Consider the following 25,938-nt stretch of genomic DNA (forward strand, 5'->3'; position numbering starts at 1 on the left):
GAACGCGTTACTCAAGAGACTCGACAAAGCCATTGGGAAGTTCTACGCCGATGATGAAATCGTCGACGAAATAAACGGCGACTGATTCAGGACGCGCCGTCAAGGTGGCACGGCTGGACGCTTACGATCCACCTTTGATGGGACACAACTCGACACCGTACGAAGAGCGTGCATAGACTGCTGGCGAGGATGGAAGGACCGAGCAGTCTTCAACTTTTTGAGGAATCGATGGCCGCAGATGACTGTGGAATGCCAGCGACTCTTTTGGTTGTTCTCCTATTCATTTGGAGATGAGGGAGACAAGGCCCGGCTGCAGTCAAAACGAGCTGCCGCTACCAGTTGGGAACTGGGTGTCGAGGTTCCATTAGATGAGGTGAAGGATAAGTCAAAGCTGAGCAAGCATTTGCGTGGAGACGAACCGCGCTTTCCTGCTGTATTCATGGAGTGGGCGAAGGAGCTCTCTGATGCAGCCTGACCCCAGGACCGTAGCGCGTGACATTCCAGGAATGCTCGATGAAGTATTTCCACAACTGACAACAGGCACCGTTGCACATATCAATACTCAAATAGCGCCAGTACCAATTAAGCGGATACCGCCTTGGCTGCTGCAAAGCTCCAAACTTCAGAAGGCAATGCTATTTGAATTGGCCTACACCGTCGGGGAACAACTCCTTCAAGGTGCGACGTCCATAGACTGGGAATATTGCTTTACCGAGACTCTCAATCGTCAGCGTGCATATTTTGACGCCAAGCTTCCTAAAAACCTTGAGCTTCATGACAAAACAATTGCGGAGACAGTCGGAAAAAACCTATCAGACACGCTCTTCGCAATGAGTAAAGCGCAAGGAGATCCAATCGTAGTTCGCCCTTCAATCCCTGGCCTCGAGTGGGTGTCTAGTGGCCATGGTGACTTCGCACTTGGAGACACCCTAATCGAGGTTAAATGCACGGCGAAGCGCTTTTCCTCCGCCGACTACCGTCAGGTGGCGATGTATTGGTTACTGAGCTATTCGGCTTCCGTTGAAGGGCGAGGCGATGAGTGGCGAAGATTTGTATTGCTTAACCCTCGCAATGGTGAAAAGTTGACAATGCGCTTTGACACACTTCTCTCCATGATTGGAGGATCTCGCACTAAGGTTGAAATCCTACTTCTATTCCAATCATTGATAGGTTCGCGGATTAAAACGTAGCGAGTAACCAACCACGCTGAAATGGGTGTGCGAGCTGTATGGCGATTGAGTGGCCGCGACAAACAAGCAGAGTCAAGATGGCCGCACTGGCTTTGCCCTGCGCTTGGCCGCCAACAACGGCGACTCGCCATACCTGGGCGCAGCAAACTTTTGCGGTGGCGAGGGTTCTGCGACTCCCGCCTCTGTGGTCAGTGCCTTGATGTCAGGCACCGGCATGCTGATGCGCTGGTTCAGGCGGTTCAGCCCCTCATTCCAGTGCCACAGCATGCGTGCGCCAATCGGGTCGAAACCGGGGGTGTGCTTCATGTGCTGGATGACCTCAGCAATGGTGGATGCCACCGCCGTGCTGACCCTGTCGATGAGTTCACGCTGGCGGGGTGGATCGATGCCCAGAAAAACTTGCAGCAGTCGCCAGACCGGCTTCATGTTGTCCCAGCTCTTGCGCCCGTCGATGTACATGCCCGGTGGGTTGTCAGCGTAGCTGTCGTAGGCCAGGATCGTCAGCATGTCGTAGATGGGGGCCACACGCACGTCGTCATAGCCGGAATACAAAAACGCCAGGTTCTTGGTATGGCAATCGGCGTTGCCCAGTGCGTAAGTCAGCAGCAGCGTCACAGCCAACTGCTCGTAGGATGCACGCAAGCCCGTTGCAGGAACGAAGTCACGCACCAGGCGGGCTGTGCGTTCCCAGGTGGCGTTGTATTTTTGATCCGCGTTCAGTCCGAGCAGGCTGCAAAAATCTTCAAACCCCAGCCGCTGGCCGCTGACGGGATCGATGTCAAAGCGTTCTACCACCAAGATTTGGCCGTCGTCTGAGACCACCGTTTGGGCCACGGCAAATCCGGTGGCTCTGGCGGCTGTCATGCACAGATGCTCGTTGAGGCCAATGAACGGTTGTTTGTCCGAGCTGGCTTTGACGATGTGCCGCTCGGTAGAAACCGTGCCTTTGCGAAACAGCGCTTGCGTTTCGGGGGTCAGAAATTTGGGGACCACACCAGACACGCCAGAGGCGGCGTATTGGCTCATCAGGCCCATGAACACTTCGCGGGAGGCGTTGCCATGCAAAAGGCCGTCAAGCTCATTGGCAGCTAACTGTGGGTGAGGACAGTTGCCAGCGCTGACCTGCACACGGCCAATCATGTTGTGGCCGACCACAGACAGCAGATCAATCGGGCTGGCACCCAAATGCGGCCCCAGTTGCTCTTTTAAGACGGACAGCAAAAAGCCCTCGGGCAGGCTCACCTGAAAGAAGGGATGCAGGCTGGGCCACTCCCAACTAGGAGACTGCACTGGCATAAGCAGCGACACAAAATCCTCTGGACGGGTGCCGTTGAGGTAGGTCAGATAGTGCTCAAAGCCTGACGGGCTTTGCAGCACCGCAACGTGCTTGCCGTTGACAAAGACGTTCAACCCGGACTGGCCTACGGTCATGGGCGATGCGTTGAGGGCAGCGCTGTTGATCATGCTTGGCCACTGTTCACAGTAGATGTGCTCTGACGGCGTTCTTTGAGCAACTCGTTCAAGTTGGGCCGCCGGGTGGCGGGAACAAACGCCATCTGCATGCCCAACACCTCCAGCAGCCGCAAGAGTTTGGTGGAGGACAGATCGCTTGCGCGGCCTCGCTCAAAGCGGGAAAGTGTTTCCTGCCGCAGCCCGGCAGCTGCGGCGACTTCGAATTGGGTTTTGCCCGCGGCTTTGCGCAGCTGCTGGCAGCGTTCACCTGCATCCTGGAGTGTGAGCAATGAGTTTGCGTTTGGCATCATAAAGTTTCCTAGATGCCAAAGAGTTTGATCTCAAACGCATTTTCAGTCAATCCAAAATATGCGTTTCATATCATAAATTGGCAAAATTCTTGATGAATATGATGTGTAACTCATAAAACTACCCACGAAGCCCTCGCCAACCAGATCAAGCAGGGGCAACGTGTCCCATGGGCTTGTCTGACCCCTCAAGCCACCTTGCGCTCCCGCTCGCGCACCGCATGCCGATTCTCTGGCCGCGCCAAGCCCAGGTTCTCACGCAGCGTCTTGCCTTCGTACTCGGTGCGAAACAGTCCCCGGCGTTGCAGTTCGGGGATGACCAGGTCCACAAAGTCATCCAGGCTGCCGGGCAGCACGGGCGGCAAGATGTTGAAGCCGTCGGCCGCTTCGTTTTCAAACCACGCCTGCAACTGGTCCACCACCTGCGCCGGCGTGCCCACAATCGTCCAATGGCCGCGTGCGGTGGCTACCCACTGGTAGAGCTGGCGGATGCTGAAGCCGTGTTTGCGTGCAATGTCCACCATCATCTGCTGGCGGCTGACCCAGCCCACAGTTTTGGGCAGCTCGGGGAACGGGCCGTCCAGCGGGTAAGCTGACAAGTCCACGCCACCGGATAGCCCGGCCAGCAAGGCCAACCCGGCTTGGGGGTGGATCAGATCGTTGAGTTGCTGCAGTTTGGCTTGCGCCTCGGCCTCGGTGGGTGCCACGTACACCGAGACACCCGGCATGATCTTGAGCTGGTCTGCGGTGCGGCCAAACTTGGACAGACGGCCTTTCAGGTCGCGGTAGAAGGCTTGTGCGTCTTCCAGACTCTGCTGGGCGGTGAACACCACCTCAGCCGTGCGTGCGGCCAGATTCAGGCCGGGTTCGGACTGGCCGGCTTGCACGATCACCGGGTAGCCTTGCGGCGGGCGTGAGACGTTCAACGCACCGTCCACCTGGAAGTGTTTGCCTTTGTGGTGTGGCGGGTGCAACTTGGCCGGGTCAAAAAACTGGCCGCTGGCCTTGTCACGGGTGAAGGCGTCGTCCTCCCAGCTGTCCCACAGCTCGGTGACCACATCGACAAACTCTTCGGCCCGGTCGTAACGCTCAGCGGCTGCGGCTTGCTGTGGGCGGCTGAAGTTGCGCGCGGTGGCATCGTCGGTGGAGGTGACCACGTTCCAGCCAGCGCGGCCAGCGCTCAGGTGGTCCAGCGAGGCGAACTTGCGCGCCAGCAGGTAGGGGTCTTCGTAGCTGGTGGAGGCGGTGGCAATAAAGCCGATGTGCTTGGTGACGGTGGACAGGGCTGAGAACAGCGTCACCGGCTCAAAGTAGGTGCTGCGGTCACGCCTGCCTGCGTCGTCCCCGCCAAAGTTGATCGACAGGCCATCGGCCAAAAAGTAGGCGTCAAACAGACCGCGCTCGGCAGTCTGCGCCAGCCGTTTGTAGTGTTCAAAGTCAAACACGGTGTCTGATGCTGCATCCGGGTGCCGCCAGGCGGCCAGGTGTTGTCCGGCACCGGGCAGGAAGGCGCCGAGTCTGAGTTTTTTGCTCATGGTGAATGGCCTTTTAAGAGTGGGTTGGGCGGGTCAGGTTTCAGAGCTTGGCAATCGACACTTCGGTCGACTTGACCAGTGCCACCACCTCGGAGCCAACCTGCAAATCCAGGTCTTTGACCGAGCGCGTGGTAATGACCGAGGTGACGATGCCCCAGGGGGTTTCGACATCAATCTCTGACACCACGTCGCCGAGGATGATTTCTTTGACCTTGCCGCGGAATTGGTTGCGGACGTTGATGGCTTGAATGGACATGGGGTTCTCCTAAAAAAGTCCGTTAGAAAATTGAAGTGACAAGCGTGGGGGCCATGTTTCTAGACGGCCCAGCGCACACCATGTGCAGGCACGCCAGGCCAAAGCGGCTCACCGTCATTGGGGTGGGTGAAGGACTCACGCTCGGGCGCGGCGGGTTTTTGCAACACGCGGTCCAGAATGCGTTTTTCCAATGCGGCAAAAGTTGCATCCCCCTGTGAGCGTGGGCGTGGCAGATGGATGACCTCATCGAGCGCAATGCGCCCGTCTTCGATCAGGATCACCCGGTCGGCCAAGGCCACGGCTTCTTGCACGTCGTGTGTCACCAGCAAAGCAGTGAAGCCGCTGGCCTGCCACAGGTCTTCAATCAGGCGGTGCATCTCGATACGTGTCAGGGCATCGAGTGCGCCCAGTGGCTCGTCCAGCAACAGCAGGCGCGGGTTGTGCACCAGGGCGCGGGCCAGGGACACGCGCTGGCGCTGGCCGCCGGACAGGCGTGCGGGCCAGTCGGTGGCGCGGTCCGCCAGGCCAACCTGTTCCAGCACCTTGAGCGCGTCACCCCGCCGCTCTTTGGGCAGGCCCAGCGCCACGTTGTCGATCACGCGTTTCCAGGGCAGCAGGCGTGCGTCTTGAAACATGATGCGGGTGTCATCCGACAAACCGTCCAGCGGCTGGTCGTTGATGTGGATGTGCCCAGAGCTCGCGGTCTCCAGTCCGGCCACCAGCCGCAACAGTGTGCTTTTGCCGCAGCCGCTGCGCCCAACGATGGCAATGAACTGGCCCGGCTCCACACGCAACTGCGTGTTGCGCAGCACCTCGCGCTCACCAAAACGTTTGCTCAAGCCTTGTAATACCAACGGTTCGCCACGGCGCACTGGGGGGTTTGCCGCACCAGCGGGGGTTTCGACAAACGCTGCCTGAATGGTCGGACGGTCTTGTTGTAGAGAAGTATGGGTCATATTGGCCTCTAGCCCTTATTCAAAAAGAGCGAGTAGCTATTGAAGTGATAGTTATTTGTCACGCCTGGTAACCTGGGTGCCAGCGCAGCCAGTAGCGCTCCAGCCCCTTGGCAAACACGTCGGCCAGCTTGCCCAAAGCGGCGTAGAGCAGGATGCCCACCAGCACGATGTCGGTCTGCAAAAACTCCCGCGCATTCATGGTCAGGTAACCAATACCAGCCTGCGCCGAGATGGTCTCCGCCACGATCAGAATCACCCACATCAGCCCGAGCGAAAAGCGCAGCCCCACCAGAATGCTCGACAGCGCACCCGGCAACACAATCTGGGTGTAGAGCTGCCAGCGGCTCAGGCCGTAGGTGCGGCCCATCTCGATCAGGCCAGGGTCCACACCACGGATGCCATGAAAGGTGTTGAGGTAGATTGGGAAGAAGACGGACACTGCGATCAAAAACAGCTTGGCCGTCTCGTCAATGCCAAACCACAAAATCACCAGCGGAATCAGCGCCAATGCCGGGATGTTGCGCACCATCTGAATGGTCGAATCCAGCAGCGTTTCGGCCAGGCGTGATGAGCCGGTCAGCAGACCCAGCAGTAGCCCCAGGCCACCCCCCACCGCCAGCCCGGTCAGGGCACGCCCGGCACTCACCCGCACATGGGTCCAGAGTTCACCCGATGCAGAGAGTGTCCAGAACGCGGTGAGCACCTCCAGCGGCGCAGGCAACACGCGGGTGGAAAGCCAGCCGAGACTGGAGGCGATTTGCCACAGCGTGATCAGCACCACCGGCACCAGCCAGGGCAGCAAGCGTTGCCAGACGTTCTTCAGGGCACTGGCCACTTTGGGCCAGGGGAGAGCTTGCGTCCGGCCAGCCCAGCCTTGGTCAGTGTGCACACCCATGGGGTTTGGGGACAATTCGGTTTGAGCGAAGGTCATGAGACGCTCCTGCGGGTTCAGCCCAGATCCACCGGTGCGGCGTGCAGCAGCTTGAGCTTTTTCGGGATGAGTTTCAGCTCGAAAAATGTGTCGGCAATGGCCTGCTGCTCAGCCAAGATGGCGCTGGTCACTGCGGTGGTGCCAAATTCAGCGCGGCTCAGGTAGAGGTCGGTGATGCCCACGTCCAGCCCCAGCACTTGCGACAGTTCTTTGGAGGCCGCAGCCTTGTTCTTGGCAGCCCAGGTATCGACGGAGTTGACCTGGCGGATGGCGATTTTCAGCACGTCGGGGTTTTGGGTGGCGAAGTCGCGCGAGGTGAAGTAGTAAGCCCGGTTGTTGACCACGCCTTGGGCATTGGCCAGGATCTGTGCCTCCAGCGTTTTCTGGGCCGAAGCCAGGAACGGGTCCCAGATGATCCAGGCGTCCACCGCGCCCTTCTGAAAGGCGGCGCGCGCATCGGGCGGCGGCAAAAAGATGGACTGCACATCGCCGTATTTGAGGCCGTGCTTTTCGAGCAGCTTGACCAGGAAATACTGCACGTTGGAGCCCTTGTTGTAGGCAATCTTCTTGCCTTTGAGGTCGGCCACGGTCTTGATCGGTGAGTCCTTGGGCACGATGACGGCTTCGAGCTGTGGGCGTGGCACGGTGACCCCGGCATAAACCAGCGGCGCGCCAGCAGCTTGGGCAAAAATGGGCGGTGCTTCACCCACGTCGCCAAAGTCGATGGCGCCCACGTTGAGCGCCTCAAGCTGCACCGGCCCGGCGTTGAATTCGGTCCAGGTGACGTTCACGCCCAGGGGCGCGAGTTCTCTTTCCAGCGTGCCTCGACCTTTGAGGATGGACAACCAGCCTTTTTGGTAACCAATGCGCAGGGTGCGCTTGGCTTGTTGTGCCAAGGCCAGAGCGCTGCTGCCCAAAGCGGCGCTTGCCAGGCCAGCGGCCAGCAGTTGGCGACGCGAAACATGATGTGGTGTGGACATGGTGAATTCCTTTGACAAAGTTGGGGCAAAAGCTGCCCCTGACCGCCAACCAGCGGTCAAAAAAAGTGAGGCTTCTTGGGACGGCTCAGCCCGATGTGGGCTGAGCGCTGGGGCGTTTACACGCTACATCGCACTTGCGAGAAGTGCACCGGTGCAAAACGTTTGGTGTGTAACTTGGCAGCGGGCAACACTTCGCGAATCAGGGTGTCGACCGCCTCGTCCAGCCGCAAGCCGATGTCGGCATTCACCTCATACGCACCAGACTCGGTGACAGCCACCTGTGCGTCGGTGGCATAAATGCCGGGCAGGATCTGCTTGGCCCCCAGTGACTGCAAGACTGGCCGCAGCGCATAGTCCAGTGCCAACATGTGGTTGGGACTGCCCCCGGTTGCCAGTGGCAAAACGGTTTTACCCTGTAATCCGGTCTGTGGCAGTAGGTCCAGGAACACTTTGAGTACCCCGCTGTACGCTGCTTTGTAAACCGGGGTGGCAATCACCACCACATCGGCGTGGGCGACGCGACCAATCGCGTGGCTGATGGTGGGGTGGCCAAAATCGGCCAGGATCAATGCCTGGGGCGACAGGTCGCGGATCAACAGTTTCTCGCTTTGTACACCGCGAAACTGCAGACGTTGTGCAACGGCGTCCAGCAACGCCGCCGAACGCGAGCGCTCTGTGGGACTACCGGCAATCAATAAAACAGACATGGCGTTTCCTGGGACTTTGGTGTGAGGCAGCGTACAGGCGGGCGACGGGTCGCTTACTTCTTGGTGTAAATCTGATCGAAACTGCCGCCATCGGCAAAGTGTTCCTTGTCCGCCTTGGCCCAGCCACCAAAGGCCTGGTCAATCGTGAACAGGTTGAGTTTGGCGAACTGGTGGGCGTACTTGGCCTTGGCTTTTTCTGACACGGCCGGGCGGTAGAAATTCTTGCCGGCGATGTCCTGGCCCTCTTCGGTGTACAGGTACTCCAGATAAGCCTGCGCCACGGCACGGGTGCCCTTCTTGTCCACGTTTTTGTCAACCACCGCCACGGCAGGCTCGGCCAGGATGCTCAAGCTGGGTGCCACGATGTCAAACTTGGCGCCAAACTCTTTTTCCAGCAGGTAGGCTTCGTTTTCCCAGGCAATCAGCACATCGCCCTGGGCGCGCTGGGCAAAGGTGATGGTGGAGCCACGGGCGCCGGTGTCCAGAATCGGCACATTGGCAAATAACTTGGCGACAAATTCCTTGGCCTTGGCGTCACCGCCGTATTTGCGTTTGGCAAACTCCCAGGCGGCCAGGTAGTTCCAGCGGGCGCCGCCCGATGTTTTGGGGTTGGGCGTGATCACGCTGATACCGGGTTTGATCAGATCGTCCCAATCCTTGATGCCTTTGGGGTTGCCCTGGCGCACGGCCAGCACGATGGTCGATGTGTAGGGCGACGAGTTGTGGGGCAACTTCTTCTGCCAGTCTGCCGCCAGCCAGCCACCATGTTTGGCCAGCGCATCGGTGTCACCGGCCAGCGCCAGGGTCGCCACATCGGCATCCAGGCCGTCAATGATGGAACGTGCCTGTTTGCCCGAACCACCGTGGGACTGTTTGATGGTCACGTCCTGGCCGGTCTTGGCCTTCCAGTACTTGGCAAAGGCGGCGTTGAACTCGACATAGAGTTCACGCGTTGGGTCGTAAGAGACGTTGAGCAGCGTAACCGGGGCGGGCTGCGCTTGGGCGGCCAGGCTGCCTGCCGCCAGCAGGGCAGCGACGGCCAAACCAAAAATACGGCGGGAAAGTATGAGCGTTGTTTTCACGGTGGAGTCCTCTGAAGTCATTGCGTCTGTGCAATAAAACGGATTCTGGGAGACGCGCGTTCAAACTGGAACGACTGAATAATCATTTCCTTATTACAAATTCATTCATGCGGATTCAATGCATTCAGAAATTGTCCATGCGTGAATGCCGCCATCGCAGCGTTTAGACACGTCCAGCGTTCACCTGCTGCGTCCTGCTGCCCCGCTTTTCCCAAAAGGCCTTTGAGATGCTTTGACCATCAGTGCCGTCACAATCATGTTCACGTCCATTCACCCCCTCAATCACGATGAACCCTGAACAACAACACGCCGTACTCACCATTGCCCTGCTGGCTGCATTTGCTGACGATCACCATGACGAGCGCGAACGCGAGCAAATCCGCCGCTTGGTCGACACCCTGGGCGACCAGGCCACTGACCTTCACCTGGCTGGCCTGTACGGTCAGGTGCTGCTCAAGCAGGTCAACGTGGCAGCCGTTGCCGCCACGTTGACGGATTTGTCCCAGCGGCAACTGGCCTTTGAGACGGCGGTGTGCGTGTGTGACGCCGACGGCCACACCACCGGGCCCGAGGCGGCCTTTTTACAGAATTTGGCACAGGTGTTGCGCCTGGATGCCGGCGTGACCAGGCCACTGAACCAACAAGGCCAAGCCATGGCCGATCTGGCGGACGCCGCCGCACCCCAAAGTACCAACACCGTTGCCCTGGCACCGGCTGCACCCGCCGTGCCAGGCGTCGCAGGGCCCGATCAGGCGGAGCTGGACCGCTCCATCCTGAATTACGCTATTCTGAACGGCGCGCTGGAGCTGTTACCCCAATCGTGGGCGTCGATGGGCATCGTTCCCCTGCAGATCAAGATGGTGTACAGCATCGGCAAGGCCCATGGCTTTGAGTTGGACCAGGGCCATATCCGCGACTTTTTGGCCACCCTGGGTGTGGGTTTGACCTCGCAGTACCTGGAGCAGTTTGGCCGCAAACTGCTGGGCGGGCTGTTGGGCCAACTCGCTGGTGGCATGGGCAAGTCCCTGGGCAAGGCCACCGCCAGCGTGGCGTTCTCGTTTGCCACCACCTATGCCCTCGGGCACGTGGCCAAACGGTATTACGCCGGTGGGCGGCAAATGAGCACGGCGCTGCTGCAGGAAACTTTCCAGAGCCTGATCCAACCGGCCAAAGACATGCAGGCGCACTACCTGCCGCAAATTCGCCAGAAGGCCAGCAGCCTGGACATGGGGCAAATCATGTCGCTGGTCAAAGGGCGCTGACACCTGTTGAAGAGGCGTCGACGTCGATGTGGCCCACGACCGGGTTGCTACGCGCTCAACCGATCGAAGCGCCCATGACTGCGCGCAAGTCGGCCAACAAGGCCTCCACCGATGCCTCCGTTGTGTCCCACGCACACATGAACCGGCATCCGCCACCGGCAATGAACTGGTAAAACTTCCAACCCTTGGCGTGCATGGCCAACACCGCAGTCGGCGGCAGATGCGCAAACACCCCGTTGGCCTGGGGCGGGTGCAAGGTGGTGATGCCGGGAATCGCCCGCAACCCGGCGTACAGCTTCTGCGCCATGGCATTGGCATGGCGGGCGTTGTGCAACCACACCTCGTGTTCCAGCAAGCCGACCCAGGGGGCAGAGATGAAACGCATCTTGGAGGCCAACTGACCCGCTTGTTTGACGCGCCAGGCAAAGTCTTCGGACAGTTTGTGGTCGAAAAACACCACCGCCTCACCCACCGGCAAGCCGTTTTTTGTGCCACCAAAACACAAGACATCGACACCAGCCCGCCAGGTGATGTCAGCCGGTGAACACCCCAGATGGGCCACCGCGTTGGCAAAACGCGCGCCGTCCATGTGCACCCGCAACTGGTGTTCTTTGGCCACCCGTGAAATGGCGTGCACCTCATCGACGCTGTAAACCGTGCCCATTTCTGTGGCTTGGGTGATCGACACAACCTTGGGACGCGGGTAATGGATGTCGCTGCGTTTGGTGACCAGGCTGGTGATCGCCTCGGGCGTGAGCTTGCCCAACTGGGCTGCTGGTGACTCGTTTTCGGCCACCAACAGCTTGGAGCCATTGGAGAAAAACTCCGGGCCACCACACTCATCGGTTTCGATGTGCGCCACCGGGCTGCAGATCACCGAGTGGTAACTCTGGCACAGCGACGCCAGGGCCAACGAATTGGCGGCGGTGCCGTTGAAGACGAAGTACACGTCGCATTCGATCTCGAAGAGTTGACGCAACATGTCGGTGGCGCGCTGGGTCCAGCGGTCATCACCGTAGGCCGGTTCGTGCCCGCTGGCATTGGCTTCGCACAACCAGTGCAGGGCCTGGGGGCAGGCACCGGCATAGTTGTCGCTGGCAAACTGCTGCCTGCCTGTGGCTGCCGCTGGTGCGCCATCGGCGTTCTGGATGGAGGTTGTCATGGGTTCATTGGCTCACGGGTATCGGTGTGGCCCAGGTGGCCAGTTTGTTGGGTTCAAGCTTCAGCGCTGACTGGAGCCACAGGCGCATCCTCGACAGCTTCCAAAGGCGCCACAACTGGAACGCTCGGAACCGGGGTTGCGTCATCGGCCGACGCCAGTTGGTACAACTTGGACCCATCACGTGTGCCCGCCACAACCAGGGCCCCCTTTTTGGTGGTGATGTAGGTCCAGGCTTTGGCGCGCGTTGTGATGACTTCTCGGGCGGAGTCGTCCAATTTCAGCTTCTTCAAAGCGGCGTCAGCCAGCTGGGCAACCGTAAATTTCTTGCGACCCAGGCACTTGAGCCACAACTCGGCACCGGTGGCTGGCAACTTGACCGGAACCGATACGGCATCAACCATGGCCTCAACTGCCCTGGCTTTGTTTGCCTTGACTTTGGGTACTTTGGTCTTGGCCGCCTTGGTTTCTTCAGGTTTGACTTCTGCGATTGGCTTGGACTTGGCCTTTCTCTTGGTCTTGACCGTGGCATTGACCACCGAGAGGTCTTCGACAGGCTGCGCCTGGGATGCGAGGGTGTAGGTCACCGTGGTAGTCGCCGCATCAACGGTAATCAGAGGCTTCAGGCCTTCAAGCGCCTGCTCCAGATTGATCAGATGCTGGCGGGTACGCTCAATTTCCTGAGCAATGTGATTGGCAGCTTCGAACAATGTTTGCATGCGGTGTGCTTCCTACTTGGTGATGTTGAATGGCAGTGATATGGTCACTGTCGAATGCTATTCCAATAATGACAGTCCTCCCACCGTTTCATCACGCCGAGAAACCCAGTGTCCATCCAGAATATTTACGACAACGCAAATCCTCCGACCACCGGTGAGCGCTTTGACACGCTGCTTCGCTGCAGGAACCTGGTGATCGAGCGCATTGCCAGTTCGTCAGCCATACCGCCGAACCGCTACGTCCAGACTCAAGACGAGTGGGTTCTGCTGCTCCAAGGGACGGCGGAAATAGAAATTGACGGCAAGACCGAATCACTCAGGGCGGGAGACTACGTTTTTCTGCCAGCCAACACACCGCACAGTGTGAAACAGGTGTCTGATGGTGCCGTCTGGCTTGCGGTCCACCTGCATCCGTGATGGTTGGTAGCCAACGTTTTTGACCTCACAGTCGGTCACGATAAACAACATCCTGGGTCTCGTCAACCAGGCCCAGATGGTTTGCACGTCCTCGAATCCGACACGAGGCAACATGGCGGTGACGCTGACTGTGGCTGGAGAGCGCTCGTCAATCTCCGTACCTCGGCTCGCAGCGAACTTCCGTTTTCACCGAGTTGGCGATGAAACATTCTTCATGCGCCTCATGATGCATTTGGTCGATTTGCGCCCGTGTCGGCTGCATCGCACCAGAAAACGTCACGTCCGGGCGCAAGGTCACCAGCGTCATGGCCATTTTTCCAGCTTCGTTTCTCGCCATGGTGCCCACCGCTGAATCGGCGTAGCGCTCAACACAAAACCGTCGTTTGGCGGCAATGGACAGAAACCACAGCATGTGACAGCTTGAGAGGGATGCCACAAAAGCCTCCTCCGGGTCGACGGCGCATGGGTCAGACATGGGAATGGGCACAACGTGTGGCGACGATGAGCCTGGAACCTCCACCCCGCCGTCAAAGCGCATCACATGCCGCCTGCTGTAACGGTTGCTCAAAAAATCCTGCTCACCGCGCAGCCATAGGATGTCAGCAACATATTGGGCCATGTCATTCTCCTTATTGACGCCGTCAACCATCAGGGCGCACGCAGGCTCGTCAGGGTCCTGTTTGGCGCTGTGCCTGGACTCGAACCTGTCCCGGCGTGCCCTCAGCGTAACGCTGCCAGACCCGTCGAAAGTCACGGGTGGAGCCAAAGCCACACTGTTCAGACACCCGTTCTACAGACAATTCAGGCGCTTTTTTCAGTAAATCTCTGGCTAAGGCAATGCGCAGTTGCTGCTGGTAGGCCACGATGCTGATACCAGCGTGCACTGCAAACAAGCGGCTCAAATGCCGGGCACTCACACAGGCCTGTGCCGCCAACTCCTCCAAAGTCCAGGTTTTGGCCGGGTCTCGGGCAACCGCATCCTGGGCCCGGTGGACCGCAGGGTGCATATGGTTGCGCCAGGCCAGCCATGGGGAAAGCTGCGGGTCATTGGGTCCACGACGTTGGTAAATGACCAGCCGCCGCGCCACCCGGGCCGCCAACTCGGCCCCGGCGTATTGCTCGATGATGTGCAGTGCCAGGTCAATCCCTGTGGAAATCCCGGCACTGGTCAAGGTTCGCCCGTCGTCAACATAGATGCGGTCCATCTCCACCTCGGCGGCTGGTTCAGCTGCTCTGAGCGCATCGAGCAAGCTGTGATGGGTGGTGCATCGGTGGCCGACCAGGCAACCGGCTTTGGCCAGCAGCAAGGCACCAGAGCAAATGCTGGCCAGCCGTGTATCGGCCAGCGGCACCTGTTTGAGCCACAGCACGACAGCATGGGCAGCAGCGCTTTGATGGTCGACTTCCTCCTTGCCATTTCCCACCACGATGAGCAAGCTGTTTCGGGGCAACTTCTCAGGCAGTGGCTCCAGCCCGGACAGGCCGACATCCAGCGTGGTTGCTACAGACGTCTGTGGGGAGCAGGTATGCAAGCTGAAGTTGGCCCCCATGTCCCTGGCCATGCGCAGCGCCTCCGCCGGACCGGCATAGTCCAGCAGCAGCACATTGGGTGTCACCACCAGCCAAATGGAAAGCGTCAGGCGGGTTTCCATTTCAGTCGTCGCATCAAGGAAGCGCCAAACAGATTGACCACCAGACCCAACATCAACAACGCGCCTCCCAGAAAGTGAACCGGTTTGAGGGTTTCACCAAACACCAGCCAGCCGGTGCTCAGGCCCACCAGCGGGACCAGCAGGGTGAACGGCGCGATGCGGTTCACCGGGTAACGTGACATCAGGAAATTCCACACCGAGTAGCCAAACAAGGTGGCCGCCCAGGCGATGTAGGCCAGTGCTGCCAGGTTGGACAGTCCAAAGTTCTGCCACGCCAACGTCATTGCCTGTGGCCCTTCCAAAACGGCGGACAGGGCAAACAACGGTATCGGCGGTACCAGGCTGGCCCAGACCACAAAAGCCAGTTGGTTCATCGGCCCGTGGCGGCCCACTGCACGGCTGACCAGGTTGCCACAGGCCCACATCACGGCAGCGGCCACGGTCAGCAGGAAACCCATGAGCGGCATGCTGGCCCCATGGGCACTGCCAATCAACAGGAGACCACCAGCGGCCAGCAACAGTCCTACCAGCTGGTTGGCGTGCCATTTCTCCTTGAACCACAGCGCTGTTAATGCCAGTGTGAAAAACGACTGCGACTGCAACACCAGGGAGGCCAGACCCGACGGCATGCCCACATGGATGGCGGTGAATAGAAAGGCAAATTGACCCACGGACATGGTGAGTCCAAAGGCCACATAAAGTCGCAATGGCACCTTGGGAGGCTTGAGGAACAACAAGGCCGGGAAGGCCGCCAGCACAAAACGCAGGCCCGCCAACAGCAAGGGGGGCACCCCAACCAAGCCAACTTTGATGACCGCAAAGTTGACGCCCCAGACCAGGATGACCACCAAGGCCAATGCCAGATGTTTCGCGGGCAAGGTCATCGGAGATTTCATGAAGCGGCCTGTGCAGTCATCACTGATTGGGAGCAACCATGCGGCTGGAACACACGCTCTGTGGAGGCCGGGCTGTTGGCCAACTTATTGGCAGGACGAACCGGGCGGCGGACCAGCTCGCCACCGCAGTTGGGACAAATGCCCCTTAACGGCCCATCAGCACAAGCCGAACAGAACGTGCATTCGAATGAACAAATACGGGCGTTCAATGCTGCAGGTGGCAGGTCTGTATTGCAACATTCACAGTTCGGACGCAATTGCAGCATGGTCGCCCTCCTCTACGCCATCAAGTCAGTCAGGCAGGTCTGCACATCCACAATGCGTGCAAAACGGTCTTGCAGGACCAGTTCGGTATGGGTCTTGATGTCTTGGGCCGAGAAAGTGACGCCACTGCCCGCATGGGTCATCGGGAAAGTCAGGGTGGCCTCGGTCACAAAATCGACGTTGTAGCCCAAGTCGGACCCCACGCGGGCGGTGGTTTCGCAGCACTGTTCGGTGCGGATGCCGGTGATGATGAGTTTTTGGATACCGCGGCGCCGCAACCAAAGGTCCAGACCGGTATCGGTGAAGGCATTGTGGGTGTGTTTGTCAAAACGGACCGCCGGCTCGCCAGGCAGCCAGGCCAAGGGCTGGACGAAACCGGACGCCGGCGCAAAGGCGCCCGAGGTTCCGCAATGAAAGATGTGCACCACCGGAACCTGTCGCGCCCGACAACCCTGCTCCAGTTTCAGCAAGGCGCTTTGAAAGGCTGACACATCATCAGTAGTCCAGAAAGGCATCTGGGTGAAGGACTGCTGCACATCAATGATGATGAGCGCTGACTTGGAAGTTTGTGCAGAGGACATTTTTTGAAAGACGTTAGGTGATGATGACTCATCCTACCCAAACGCCACATAACGGGTAAGACCTGAGACGGACAAACATGGGACAAAATCCGCCAAATATCCAAACGGCGCCAACTTGTCTCAACCGAGTTCACGGTGAGGGTAACCTGAGGTCATCTGACCAAGGCAAGCAACCTCTACCTACCTGGCGCGTGCGGCGACTTCCTTGTTCACGATGGTCTGGCCAATGGGCGCCAGGGCGATGATGGCCAGTTTCAGATGCTGGATGCCAAAGGGAATGCCAATGATGGTGATGAAGCACAAAAGCGCTGAACCCAAATGCCCGATGGCCAGCCAAATACCTGCAAAGACAAACCAGATGATGTTGCCAATCAAGCCCAGGGCGCCGGTGCCGATATCGTCTTTGCTGGTCAAGGCCTTGCGACTGATGGCCTCTTTGCCGAACGGCAAAAAGGCAAATTGACCCATGACGAAACAGGCCTTGGCCCAGGGAATGCCGACGATGGTGATGGCTGCCAGCAGGCCCGCCAGCCACCAGCCCAGGCCCATCACAAAACCACCAAAAATGAACCACAGAATATTGCCGATGACACCCATTTCAGCTCCCGCGTCGTCTGAATTGATTGGATAAGCATAACGGCCCATTGAGACAACGGCTGACGTCATCAAGTCCCACCCTGACAATCCCCCGCCATGTCGGGGACCCTGTCAGCCATAGACCATGTTTCCCATGCCCCATTGACCACACCCCCTGGGTGAGGTAGCGCCAAAAGCCTCAGCCATGCGCATCACTCTGAAAGTCCCGAACCGGCTGAATCAACCCTGGTTGCCCCCGGGGCTGTACCTGGCCATGGGATGGCTGGTGGTCGTTGTCGCTGCTCACTAGCTGGAGCGCACACCGCCACTCCAGGTGTGATGTGGCTGGTCGCTGGCGACGATGGCCTACACGGTAGCCGTCGTCTTCGTTGTCTTTAACTCTCGGATTCGGTACTCACACGCGGTTTGGCATGGCTTTGTGGCAGTGCAAAAACTACGCTGCTTGATGATCGGCTTCTTTCGGGGGCACATTTCTGATGAACACTCCGACCACCCTTGACACTGACGCCCACAGGTGATGCGCGGCGTGACACTGCCCGCAGTCACTGTTGACAACATGTTTTATCAAGAGTGATTTGCGGTCGACGCGCTGTAATTCCCTGTTACTGACTTTGACTGCCAAGGGCAAAAAGACTGAGACCATTGCGCCCAATCAGTGACACCGACGGTCAGTTTCAGCGACGTTGACACTTCACCCCGGTCGCACCATCCGAAACAACTGCTCCGCGCCAATCGTGAAGTAATCTGCCGCCCCACCACCGCGTAGCACATGCTCTGCCGCCGCCGTGTCGTAGATCCCGTCCTTGAGCAGCCTTCGGTCAATATGCACCGCCACCACCTCACCCAGCACCAGCCAGGTCGGCACAGCCTCACCGGTGGCCGTTTGCAATTGAATGATTTGGGTGCGTCGACATTCAAAAGACACTGGGCTCTCCTGCACGCGAGGCGCACCAACCAGGCGTGACGCTACAGGCGTCAATTGGGCCAGCTCAAACTCGCTGGTCTCAGACGGCACATTGGCACTGGTCTGGTTCATGGCCTCGGCCAATTGGCGCGTCACCAGATTCCAGACAAACTCCCCGGTGTCTTCGATATTGCACAAGCTGTCCTTGTAACCGACACTGGCAAATCCGATGATCGGCGGCGTGTAGTTGAAGGCGTTGAAAAAACTGTAGGGCGCCAAGTTGGTAACCCCGGCTGTGCTGCGCGTCGACATCCAGCCAATCGGTCGTGGCCCAACGATGGCATTGAACGGATCATGGGCCAGACCATGACCGTGACGGGGTTCATAAAAGTGAAAAGTGTCAGACATACGTCCCGCTCATTGAAGAAGAATTGATGAACTGAGCCCGGCAAAAAGCAACCAAGCCGATTCGACCATGGATGGCTGCTGCCCAAGCAGACGAATAGAGTGCATGGAGGTGCGGTATCCCGCACTGTCCTATCTAAAGACCGGAGTGGGCCAAAAAAGTCAGGGTGAATATCCCCGATCTGCCTGTTTTCTTGGTTCATGTCGAGTGTCAGGTATCAGCCGGGAAATTTGAGTTTCTGTAGACCCACTTCCGCTGCACTAGAGCCACACAGTCGGCAAAATAGCCCCAGGACTTTGTGTGTCGGCTTAACGATTCCAATGCACCAATTCGAATGACTGCTTCTTCACGCGGTGGCTGCCCATTATGGGCACTATGCAGTTGCTGACAACAGTCAGGGTCCTGGCATCTTGTATAGGCAAATTTCAGATGCTCCATACCGGCCACTGGCGACCGATAGCAACTGGTCCGAAGAGGGAGCCAAGACTCAAGGAAGTAGCCACATACGAACGTGATTGATGAAAGCTAACCTCGCTATGTCCGCAGTCACCCCACCCAATGGTCTATAAGATTTCTAACAAGTGAAACTAGGCTATGAACCCATGGTCAAAAGTTGAATCGAGAATTAGATGAATAGTTGCAGTTTGGCTACGGATGGGCTATTTCGGGCTACAAAGCAAAACGCCCACTTGAAGTGGGCGTTTGTTCAAGCTAGGTGCTTGATTTGATTGGTTGCGCGAGAAGGATTTGAACCTCCGACCTTTGGGTTATGAGCCCAACGAGCTACCAGACTGCTCCATCGCGCGGTATCTAAAGATTATAACCTATTCCGAAGCTGCTTCAGGCGCCTGCGCCGAAGTACCACGATCAACCAGTTCAACAAGGGCCATTGGCGCGTTGTCACCAACGCGATAGCCCATTTTCAAAATTCGTGTGTATCCACCTGGACGGGCCTTGAAATGGGGGCCAAGGTCGTTGAAAAGTTTAACCACGCTGTCACGATCACGCAGACGATCGAACGCCAACCGACGGTTCGCAACGGTTGGCTCCTTGGCCAACGTAATCATGGGCTCTACCACTCGGCGGAGTTCCTTTGCCTTCGGCAAAGTTGTCTTGATAACCTCATGCTCAATGAGCGAGTTCATCATGTTGCGAAGCATCGCCAACCGATGAGAGGAAGTGCGGTTGAGTTTACGTAATCCAAGTCCGTGACGCATGGTAATTTCCTTAATTTATATATCAGACAGCCGTATCAGGTACTGCCTGGGGCGCGTTGAATCAACGCTTTTCGAGGGCAGCCGGAGGCCAGCTTTCCAACTTCATGCCAAGGGTCAGGCCTCTCGAAGCCAAAACTTCCTTGATCTCGTTCAGAGACTTGCGTCCCAGGTTCGGCGTCTTCAACAACTCGTTCTCCGTACGCTGGATCAGATCACCGATGTAATAAATGTTTTCTGCCTTGAGGCAGTTAGCCGACCGAACCGTCAACTCAAGCTCGTCAACCGGGCGCAACAAGACCGGATCAAACTGCGCGTTACCACGCGATGACGGCGAAACGATGGCATCAATGTCACCGCCTTCGAGTTGTGCAAAGACAGCCAGTTGTTCGACCAGAATCTTGGCAGATGCACGGACTGCGTCTTCAGCAGAAATAGCACCGTTGGTCTCGATATCAAGAATCAGCTTATCCAGATCGGTGCGCTGTTCCACGCGAGCGCTCTCGACCGTGTAACTCACCCGCCGAACTGGGGAAAACGAGGCGTCGAGAACAATACGCCCAATCGACTTGGATGACTCATCGCCGTGACGACGCACCGTGCCGGGTACGTAACCACGACCCTTTTCAACCTTGATCTGCATATCGAGCTTGCCGCCAGCTGCCAAATTTGCGATCACATGGTCCGGATTGACAATCTCCACGTCATGGGGCGTTTGGATGTCACCCGCAGAGACAACACCTTCAGCATCCTTACGAAGACTCAGTGTCACTTCATCACGGTTATGCAACTTGAAAACAACGCCCTTCAGGTTGAGCAAAATGTTGACAACATCTTCATGCACGCCATCAATCGAAGAATACTCGTGCAGCACACCCGCAATCGTGACCTCTGTGGGCGCATACCCCGGCATGGACGATAACAGCACACGACGCAAGGCATTACCGAGGGTGTGCCCATAGCCACGCTCGAACGGCTCCAAAACCACTTTTGCCCGATGCGCTGACAGCTGCTCCACCTGGACCGTCTTTGGCTTTAACAAACTACTTTGCATGAAATTTCCTCTCAATACCCCCGACTCGTTACATCGGTAAGGCTGACTAGACGAACAGAGGCCCCAAGGGGCCTGCATCTCAAACCCAAGAACCGGGTTAGCGCGAGTACAACTCGACGATCAACGACTCGTTCACATCAGCCGCAAACTGGTCCCGATCCGGAACCGCCTTGAAAACGCCTTGAGCTTTTTCAAGGTTGACATCAACCCAAGCGGGCATACCGACCTGCTGCGCCAACTGCAAAGCCTCAACCACGCGGTTTTGCTTCGCAGATTTTTCACGCACGGCGAGGACATCTCCCACCTTGACCATGTACGACGGGATATTGACCGGCTTACCATTCACCAGAATAGCCTTGTGGGAGACCAACTGACGCGCCTCTGCACGTGTTGAGCCAAATCCCATGCGATAAACGACGTTATCGAGCCGCGTTTCCAGCAAAGCCAACAGGTTCGAGCCCGTGTTGCCTTTGCGCCGATCGGCCTCTTCGAAATAGCGGCGGAACTGCTTTTCCAGTACGCCATACATGCGCTTGACTTTTTGTTTTTCACGCAGCTGCAAACCGAAATCGGACGTGCGGGCGCCAGAGGTGCGACCATGTTGGCCGGGCTTGGAGTCGAACTTGGCCTTGTCGGCGATAGAGCGACGTGCGCTCTTCAAAAACAGGTCAGTGCCTTCACGGCGAGAGAGTTTGGCTTTGGGGCCTAGGTAACGTGCCACTTGAATATCCTTTTAATCATCTTCCGCAAATGCGGGAGCCGCGGCATGACCGCGGCGGTGGGCTTGGGAGGGAAATTTTAGATACGACGACGCTTTTGAGGGCGGCAACCGTTGTGCGGGACAGGCGTCACATCAGCAATCATGTTGATCCGGATTCCCAATGCAGCCAGTGCGCGGACAGACGACTCGCGACCAGGCCCTGGACCTTTGATTTCAACATCAAGATTCTTGATGCCTTGCTCAATCGCAGCGCGACCGGCGACCTCTGACGCAACCTGTGCGGCAAATGGCGTCGACTTGCGTGAACCCTTGAAACCCTGTCCACCAGAAGACGCCCAAGACAACGAATTGCCCTGCCTGTCAGTGATCGTGATGATGGTGTTGTTAAACGATGCATGCACGTGCGCAATTCCGTCGGCAACGTTCTTACGAACTTTCTTGCGGACACGTTGCGCAGCGTTATTGGCGGGAGCTTTTGCCATGGTTATCCTTCAATCAGTTTATTTCTTGAGCGACTGTGCGGCCTTGCGCGGACCCTTGCGGGTGCGGGCGTTGGTGCGCGTACGCTGGCCACGCAATGGCAAGCCGCGACGATGGCGGAAACCACGGTAGCAACCGATGTCCATCAGTCGTTTGATGTTCATCGTGGTCTCACGACGCAAGTCACCTTCAATGGTGAACTTGCCGACTTCGTCGCGCAACTTCTCCAACTCTGCATCCGAGAGATCTTTGATCTTCTTGGAGTAATCGATCCCACAGGCTTCACAGATCTTGCGTGCGCGACTGCGCCCGACACCGAAAATGGCTGTCAAACCAATTTCAGAGTGCTTTTGTGGCGGAATATTGATACCAGCGATACGTGCCATTTTGTTCCTCTATAACTCTTGCAATTAACCCTGGCGCTGTTTGTGACGCGGATCAGTACAAATCACGCGAACAACACCCTTGCGCCGAATAATCTTGCAGTTACGGCAAATTTTCTTAACCGAAGCCGAAACCTTCATTTCATTCTCCTAAACAATTTCAAACTGATGTTACCTATTTTGCGCGGAACACAATCCGAGCCCTGGACAAGTCGTAAGGTGTCAACTCCACCGTGACTTTGTCACCAGGAAGAATTCGGATGTAATGCATCCTCATTTTCCCTGAAATGTGACCCAGCACGATGTGTCCATTTTCAAGCTTCACCCTGAATGTCGCATTGGGAAGATTTTCAACAATCTCACCCTGCATCTGAATAACGTCATCTTTTGCCATAAATCATCATCTCAAGAAGCCTTGAAATTAGCCTTCTTTAGTAAAGATTCATACTGCTGAGACATCAGATAGTTCTGAACCTGGGCCATGAAATCCATTGTCACCACAACAATAATAAGCAACGATGTTCCACCGAAATAGAAAGGCACGTTGTACTTCAAGATCAAGAACTCTGGCAACAAACAAACCAGCGTGATATAGATCGCACCGATAAAAGTTAACCGAAGCAATATCTTGTCAATGTACTTGGCGGTGTTTTCACCCGGACGAATACCGGGCACAAATGCACCACTCTTCTTCAAGTTGTCCGCCGTCTCCTTGCTATTGAACACCAGTGCAGTGTAGAAAAAGCAAAAGAAAATAATGGCGGCAGCATAGAACATGACATAAAGCGGCTGACCTGGCGACAACGACCCAGCGATATCCTTCAACCAGCGCATTGAATCACCGGCACTGAACCAACCAACAACAGTCGCAGGCAACAGGATGATGGATGAAGCGAAGATGGGCGGTATCACACCAGCCATGTTCAGCTTCAGCGGCAAATGGGAGGACTGACCGCCATAAACCTTGTTGCCAACCTGCCGCCGGGCGTAATTCACAAGAATCTTTCGCTGACCACGTTCCACAAAAACTACGAAGTACGTCACCAGTGCGACCAAAACAACGATGAACAACGAAGCAATAATGCTCATGGCACCGGTTCTGACCAGTTCCAGCAACCCACCGATGGCACTAGGCAGACCGGCAGCAATACCACCAAAAATAATGATCGATATCCCGTTACCCAGTCCACGCTCAGTGATTTGCTCACCCAACCACATGAGGAACAAGGTACCAGCAGTCAGCGAAACCACAGCAGTTACCCGGAAACCAAGACCTGGAGAGATAACCAAACCAGCAGAACTCTCCAAAGCAACAGCGATACCAAGTGACTGAAACAGCGCCAAACCCAGCGTGCCGTAACGGGTGTACTGCGTAATTTTTCGCCGACCAGCCTCGCCCTCTTTCTTCAACTGCTCAAAGGCAGGAAGAACATACCCCATCAGCTGCATAATGATCGATGCAGAAATATAGGGCATGATTCCCAGGGCGAAAATGGTAAAACGGGACAATGCCCCCCCGGAGAACATGTTGAACATGCCCAGGATACCGCCTTGCTGGCCCTTGAAAAACTGTTGCAGTTGAGCCGCATCGATACCTGGCACCGGAATATGTGCGCCTACCCGGTAGACGACCAACGCCAACAGCAGAAAAATCAGTCGGCGACGCAAGTCGCCATACTTATCTGCTTTCGCTGCGGATGCTGAACTGGTTGCCACGTGCAGTTTTCTCGCGAGCTGAATTAAACCAACGACCCACCAGCGGCTTCAATCGCCAGCTTGGCAGCCGCAGTCGCGCCGATACCCGACAGCTTGACAGCCTTGGTGATCTCGCCAGTCTTGATGACCTTCACCACCTTGACCAGTTCGCCAACCAAGCCAGCTTGCTTGAGCACAACCAGGTTGACCTCAGCAACATCGAGCAAATTCAGCGCTGTCAGCGTCACTTCGCCGTTGAACTTCAACAAAGCTGATTTGAAACCACGTTTGGGCAAACGCCGCTGCATAGGCATCTGACCGCCTTCAAAGCCAACCTTGTGGTAGCCGCCAGCACGTGATTTCTGACCCTTGTGTCCGCGACCGGCAGTTTTGCCGAGACCCGAACCGATGCCACGACCGACACGACGCTTGTAATGCTTCGCGCCATCGGCGGGCTTAATGCCATTCAATTCCATCATGAACCTCTTAGAGCACCTTGACCAGGTAACTGATCTTGTTAATCATGCCACGCACTTCAGGCGTATCCACCAGCTCGCTGGTACTGCGCATCTTGCGAAGACCCAGCCCACGGACGGTTGCTCGGTGCGATGCAGCGCATCCAATCGGGCTACGTACCAGTTGAACTGTTACTTTTTTTTCGGTTGTCATAGGGAATCTCCGATCAGACAAACAGCTCTTCGACAGTCTTGCCGCGTTTAGCAGCGACCACCGATGGCGTTGTGGCGTGCGACAGCGCGTCAAGCGTGGCACGAACCATGTTGTAGGGGTTGCTGGAGCCGTGGCTCTTGGCGACGATGTCGGTGATACCGACGACTTCAAACACAGCGCGCATCGGACCGCCGGCAATGATGCCGGTTCCCTTGGGAGCCGGGGCCATCATGACCGAGGCTGCACCGTGCTGACCCATCACCTTGTGGTGAATCGAGCCGTTTTTCAAGGCCACTTTGGTCATGTTGCGGCGCGCTTCTTCCATCGCCTTCTGCACAGCAGCGGGAACTTCCTTGGATTTCCCCTTGCCCATTCCAACCGTGCCGTCGCCATCACCCACCACCGTGAGTGCTGCAAAGCCAAGGATACGACCACCCTTGACGACCTTGGTCACCCGGTTGATCGCGATCATTTTCTCGCGCAAACCGTCCTCAGGACCCTCAGCCTTACCCTGCATCTTCGCTTGTACTTTAGCCATCTTAATTTCCGATCTGCTTAGAACTGCAAGCCAGCTTCGCGTGCCGCATCAGCCAACGCTTTGACGCGGCCGTGGTACGCAAACCCTGCCCGATCAAAGGCAACTTTCTCGACACCGGCAGCCTTGGCTTTTTCAGCCACACGCTTACCAATCACTTGTGCGGCAGCCACGTTACCGCCTTTGCCAGAACCACCCAAGGACTGACGAACTTCGGCCTCGGCTGTGGAAGCCGTTGCGATGACTTTGGATCCGTCGCCAGAAATCACACTTGCGTAGATATGCAAGTTGGTGCGATTGACTGTCAAACGGGCAACACCCTGATTGGCAATCCGAATACGAGTCTGACGGGCTCTGCGAAGACGCTGTTCTTTTTTGGTCAACATAGTGCAGCTCCTTATTTCTTCTTGGTTTCTTTGATCGCGACTTTTTCGTCCGCGTACCGAATGCCTTTGCCTTTGTAAGGCTCAGGCGGACGAATCGCACGGATCTCAGCAGCCACCTGACCGACACGCTGACGGTCAGCACCTTTGATCAATATTTCAGTAGGTGTAGGCGTAGCGACAGTGATACCTTCAGGCATATCCTTGTTCACCGGGTGCGAGTAACCCACCACCAGATTGAGCTTGTTGCCTTGAGCCTGAGCCTTGTAACCCACGCCAATCAACGTCAGCTTTTTCTCGAAACCCTTGCTGACACCCACCACCATGTTGTTAACCAACTGACGGAACGTACCCGACATGGCATCTGCTTCGCGGGACTCATTGGCCGCGGTGAAGCTGATTTTTCCACCTTCATTGGTCACCTTGACCAGGTTGTTTTGGGTCAAAGACAGCAGACCACCGGCGCCCTTGACACTGACTTGATGCTCAGACAAAACCACTTCCACTCCAGCAGGAATGGCAACCGGCATTTTTCCAATACGAGACATGT

At 57.0% G+C, this 25,938-nt stretch carries 34 protein-coding genes and 1 tRNA gene; 3 read left to right on the forward strand and 32 right to left on the reverse strand.

Translation table 11 applies throughout. The annotated features are described in order from the left end of the window. The first annotated feature begins 464 nt into the window (after positions 1–464). Entirely contained in the window at positions 465–1,190 is a 726-nt protein-coding gene (locus LHU53_RS17685) for a hypothetical protein (RefSeq protein ID WP_227334114.1), read from the forward strand. Positions 1,191–1,262: 72 nt separating this feature from the next. Here the strand turns inward: LHU53_RS17685 and LHU53_RS17690 are convergent, their stop codons facing one another. The 9 genes from LHU53_RS17690 to LHU53_RS17730 all read right to left on the reverse strand — a co-directional run bounded on the left by LHU53_RS17690 (position 1,263) and on the right by LHU53_RS17730 (position 9,382). After that, complete coding sequence (locus LHU53_RS17690) at positions 1,263–2,621, reverse strand: type II toxin-antitoxin system HipA family toxin (protein WP_227334115.1); 1,359 nt, start codon at positions 2,619–2,621, stop codon at positions 1,263–1,265. 29 nt (positions 2,622–2,650) lie between these two features. After that, a complete protein-coding gene (locus tag LHU53_RS17695; RefSeq protein ID WP_227334116.1) occupies positions 2,651–2,950 on the reverse strand; it encodes a helix-turn-helix domain-containing protein in 300 nt (99 codons plus the stop codon). A 188-nt stretch (positions 2,951–3,138) separates the two neighbouring features. After that, complete coding sequence (locus tag LHU53_RS17700; RefSeq protein WP_227334117.1) at positions 3,139–4,485, reverse strand: LLM class flavin-dependent oxidoreductase; 1,347 nt, start codon at positions 4,483–4,485, stop codon at positions 3,139–3,141. A gap of 40 nt (positions 4,486–4,525) precedes the next feature. Then, complete coding sequence (locus LHU53_RS17705; RefSeq protein ID WP_227334118.1) at positions 4,526–4,741, reverse strand: molybdopterin-binding protein; 216 nt, start codon at positions 4,739–4,741, stop codon at positions 4,526–4,528. Between the two features lie 59 nt (positions 4,742–4,800). Further along, positions 4,801–5,697, reverse strand: coding sequence for an ATP-binding cassette domain-containing protein (locus tag LHU53_RS17710; RefSeq protein ID WP_227334119.1), 897 nt, complete (start codon positions 5,695–5,697; stop codon positions 4,801–4,803). A 58-nt stretch (positions 5,698–5,755) separates the two neighbouring features. Further along, entirely contained in the window at positions 5,756–6,628 is an 873-nt protein-coding gene (ssuC, locus tag LHU53_RS17715; RefSeq protein ID WP_227334120.1) for an aliphatic sulfonate ABC transporter permease SsuC, read from the reverse strand. 17 nt (positions 6,629–6,645) lie between these two features. Beyond that, positions 6,646–7,608, reverse strand: coding sequence for a sulfonate ABC transporter substrate-binding protein (locus LHU53_RS17720; RefSeq protein ID WP_227334121.1), 963 nt, complete (start codon positions 7,606–7,608; stop codon positions 6,646–6,648). A 116-nt stretch (positions 7,609–7,724) separates the two neighbouring features. Next, complete coding sequence (ssuE, locus tag LHU53_RS17725; protein ID WP_227334122.1) at positions 7,725–8,315, reverse strand: NADPH-dependent FMN reductase; 591 nt, start codon at positions 8,313–8,315, stop codon at positions 7,725–7,727. A gap of 53 nt (positions 8,316–8,368) precedes the next feature. Continuing rightward, positions 8,369–9,382 (reverse strand): sulfate ABC transporter substrate-binding protein, encoded by a 1,014-nt coding sequence (locus LHU53_RS17730; protein WP_370632344.1) that lies wholly within the window; start codon positions 9,380–9,382, stop codon positions 8,369–8,371. Between the two features lie 302 nt (positions 9,383–9,684). Between LHU53_RS17730 and LHU53_RS17735 the strand changes: the two genes are divergently transcribed. Beyond that, entirely contained in the window at positions 9,685–10,659 is a 975-nt protein-coding gene (locus LHU53_RS17735) for a YcjF family protein (RefSeq protein ID WP_227334123.1), read from the forward strand. A gap of 55 nt (positions 10,660–10,714) precedes the next feature. Here the strand turns inward: LHU53_RS17735 and LHU53_RS17740 are convergent, their stop codons facing one another. Then, on the reverse strand, positions 10,715–11,821 hold the full coding sequence (locus LHU53_RS17740) for a low specificity L-threonine aldolase (RefSeq protein WP_227334124.1): 1,107 nt from the start codon (positions 11,819–11,821) through the stop codon (positions 10,715–10,717). 53 nt (positions 11,822–11,874) lie between these two features. After that, the gene (locus tag LHU53_RS17745; RefSeq protein WP_227334125.1) at positions 11,875–12,537 is read right to left on the reverse strand and encodes a hypothetical protein; all 663 of its coding nucleotides are present in this window, start codon (positions 12,535–12,537) and stop codon (positions 11,875–11,877) included. Between the two features lie 108 nt (positions 12,538–12,645). Between LHU53_RS17745 and LHU53_RS17750 the strand changes: the two genes are divergently transcribed. Next, positions 12,646–12,954, forward strand: coding sequence for a cupin domain-containing protein (locus tag LHU53_RS17750; RefSeq protein WP_227334126.1), 309 nt, complete (start codon positions 12,646–12,648; stop codon positions 12,952–12,954). A 148-nt stretch (positions 12,955–13,102) separates the two neighbouring features. On the opposite strand, the gene LHU53_RS17755 is transcribed toward LHU53_RS17750, so the two are convergent. The 21 genes from LHU53_RS17755 to rplF all read right to left on the reverse strand — a co-directional run bounded on the left by LHU53_RS17755 (position 13,103) and on the right by rplF (position 25,936). Next, on the reverse strand, positions 13,103–13,573 hold the full coding sequence (locus LHU53_RS17755) for an OsmC family protein (RefSeq protein ID WP_227334127.1): 471 nt from the start codon (positions 13,571–13,573) through the stop codon (positions 13,103–13,105). Positions 13,574–13,622: 49 nt separating this feature from the next. Then, on the reverse strand, positions 13,623–14,606 hold the full coding sequence (locus LHU53_RS17760; RefSeq protein WP_227334128.1) for a GlxA family transcriptional regulator: 984 nt from the start codon (positions 14,604–14,606) through the stop codon (positions 13,623–13,625). After that, positions 14,591–15,502 (reverse strand): EamA family transporter, encoded by a 912-nt coding sequence (locus LHU53_RS17765; protein ID WP_227334129.1) that lies wholly within the window; start codon positions 15,500–15,502, stop codon positions 14,591–14,593. The genes LHU53_RS17760 and LHU53_RS17765 overlap by 16 nt, the downstream gene beginning before the upstream one ends. Next, positions 15,499–15,768, reverse strand: coding sequence for a DUF1272 domain-containing protein (locus tag LHU53_RS17770; protein ID WP_227334130.1), 270 nt, complete (start codon positions 15,766–15,768; stop codon positions 15,499–15,501). The genes LHU53_RS17765 and LHU53_RS17770 overlap by 4 nt, the downstream gene beginning before the upstream one ends. Positions 15,769–15,780: 12 nt before the next feature. After that, positions 15,781–16,347 carry a cysteine hydrolase family protein gene (locus tag LHU53_RS17775; protein WP_227334131.1) on the reverse strand — a complete coding sequence of 189 codons (567 nt, stop codon included), beginning with the start codon at positions 16,345–16,347 and terminating at the stop codon, positions 15,781–15,783. A 180-nt stretch (positions 16,348–16,527) separates the two neighbouring features. After that, positions 16,528–16,944 (reverse strand): YccF domain-containing protein, encoded by a 417-nt coding sequence (locus LHU53_RS17780; RefSeq protein ID WP_255632092.1) that lies wholly within the window; start codon positions 16,942–16,944, stop codon positions 16,528–16,530. Positions 16,945–17,635: 691 nt separating this feature from the next. Further along, positions 17,636–18,256, reverse strand: coding sequence for a flavin reductase family protein (locus LHU53_RS17785; protein ID WP_227334132.1), 621 nt, complete (start codon positions 18,254–18,256; stop codon positions 17,636–17,638). 727 nt (positions 18,257–18,983) lie between these two features. Next, positions 18,984–19,060, reverse strand: a tRNA-Met gene (locus LHU53_RS17790). Between the two features lie 18 nt (positions 19,061–19,078). Continuing rightward, on the reverse strand, positions 19,079–19,471 hold the full coding sequence (rplQ, locus tag LHU53_RS17795; protein WP_227334133.1) for a 50S ribosomal protein L17: 393 nt from the start codon (positions 19,469–19,471) through the stop codon (positions 19,079–19,081). A 61-nt stretch (positions 19,472–19,532) separates the two neighbouring features. Further along, entirely contained in the window at positions 19,533–20,522 is a 990-nt protein-coding gene (gene rpoA / locus LHU53_RS17800; RefSeq protein ID WP_227334134.1) for a DNA-directed RNA polymerase subunit alpha, read from the reverse strand. A 97-nt stretch (positions 20,523–20,619) separates the two neighbouring features. After that, on the reverse strand, positions 20,620–21,243 hold the full coding sequence (gene rpsD, locus LHU53_RS17805; RefSeq protein ID WP_227334135.1) for a 30S ribosomal protein S4: 624 nt from the start codon (positions 21,241–21,243) through the stop codon (positions 20,620–20,622). 77 nt (positions 21,244–21,320) lie between these two features. Further along, positions 21,321–21,725 (reverse strand): 30S ribosomal protein S11, encoded by a 405-nt coding sequence (rpsK, locus tag LHU53_RS17810; RefSeq protein ID WP_227334136.1) that lies wholly within the window; start codon positions 21,723–21,725, stop codon positions 21,321–21,323. Between the two features lie 18 nt (positions 21,726–21,743). After that, complete coding sequence (gene rpsM / locus LHU53_RS17815; protein WP_227334137.1) at positions 21,744–22,109, reverse strand: 30S ribosomal protein S13; 366 nt, start codon at positions 22,107–22,109, stop codon at positions 21,744–21,746. A 24-nt stretch (positions 22,110–22,133) separates the two neighbouring features. Then, complete coding sequence (rpmJ, locus tag LHU53_RS17820; RefSeq protein WP_012348927.1) at positions 22,134–22,247, reverse strand: 50S ribosomal protein L36; 114 nt, start codon at positions 22,245–22,247, stop codon at positions 22,134–22,136. A 34-nt stretch (positions 22,248–22,281) separates the two neighbouring features. Further along, the gene (infA, locus tag LHU53_RS17825; RefSeq protein WP_223907181.1) at positions 22,282–22,500 is read right to left on the reverse strand and encodes a translation initiation factor IF-1; all 219 of its coding nucleotides are present in this window, start codon (positions 22,498–22,500) and stop codon (positions 22,282–22,284) included. Between the two features lie 11 nt (positions 22,501–22,511). Next, positions 22,512–23,822, reverse strand: coding sequence for a preprotein translocase subunit SecY (gene secY / locus LHU53_RS17830; protein WP_227334138.1), 1,311 nt, complete (start codon positions 23,820–23,822; stop codon positions 22,512–22,514). Positions 23,823–23,845: 23 nt separating this feature from the next. Further along, positions 23,846–24,277, reverse strand: a complete 432-nt coding sequence (gene rplO / locus LHU53_RS17835; protein WP_227334139.1) for a 50S ribosomal protein L15 — start codon at positions 24,275–24,277, stop codon at positions 23,846–23,848. Between the two features lie 10 nt (positions 24,278–24,287). Next, positions 24,288–24,470, reverse strand: a complete 183-nt coding sequence (gene rpmD, locus LHU53_RS17840; RefSeq protein ID WP_078365254.1) for a 50S ribosomal protein L30 — start codon at positions 24,468–24,470, stop codon at positions 24,288–24,290. Positions 24,471–24,483: 13 nt separating this feature from the next. Next, a complete protein-coding gene (rpsE, locus tag LHU53_RS17845; protein WP_227334140.1) occupies positions 24,484–25,008 on the reverse strand; it encodes a 30S ribosomal protein S5 in 525 nt (174 codons plus the stop codon). A gap of 17 nt (positions 25,009–25,025) precedes the next feature. Next, positions 25,026–25,391, reverse strand: coding sequence for a 50S ribosomal protein L18 (gene rplR / locus LHU53_RS17850; RefSeq protein ID WP_227334141.1), 366 nt, complete (start codon positions 25,389–25,391; stop codon positions 25,026–25,028). 11 nt (positions 25,392–25,402) lie between these two features. Next, complete coding sequence (gene rplF / locus LHU53_RS17855) at positions 25,403–25,936, reverse strand: 50S ribosomal protein L6 (RefSeq protein WP_227334142.1); 534 nt, start codon at positions 25,934–25,936, stop codon at positions 25,403–25,405. Positions 25,937–25,938 lie beyond the last annotated feature (2 nt).

It is taken from the genome of Rhodoferax sp. U2-2l, from assembly GCF_020594515.1.
Taxonomy (GTDB): Bacteria; Pseudomonadota; Gammaproteobacteria; order Burkholderiales; family Burkholderiaceae_C; genus Rhodoferax.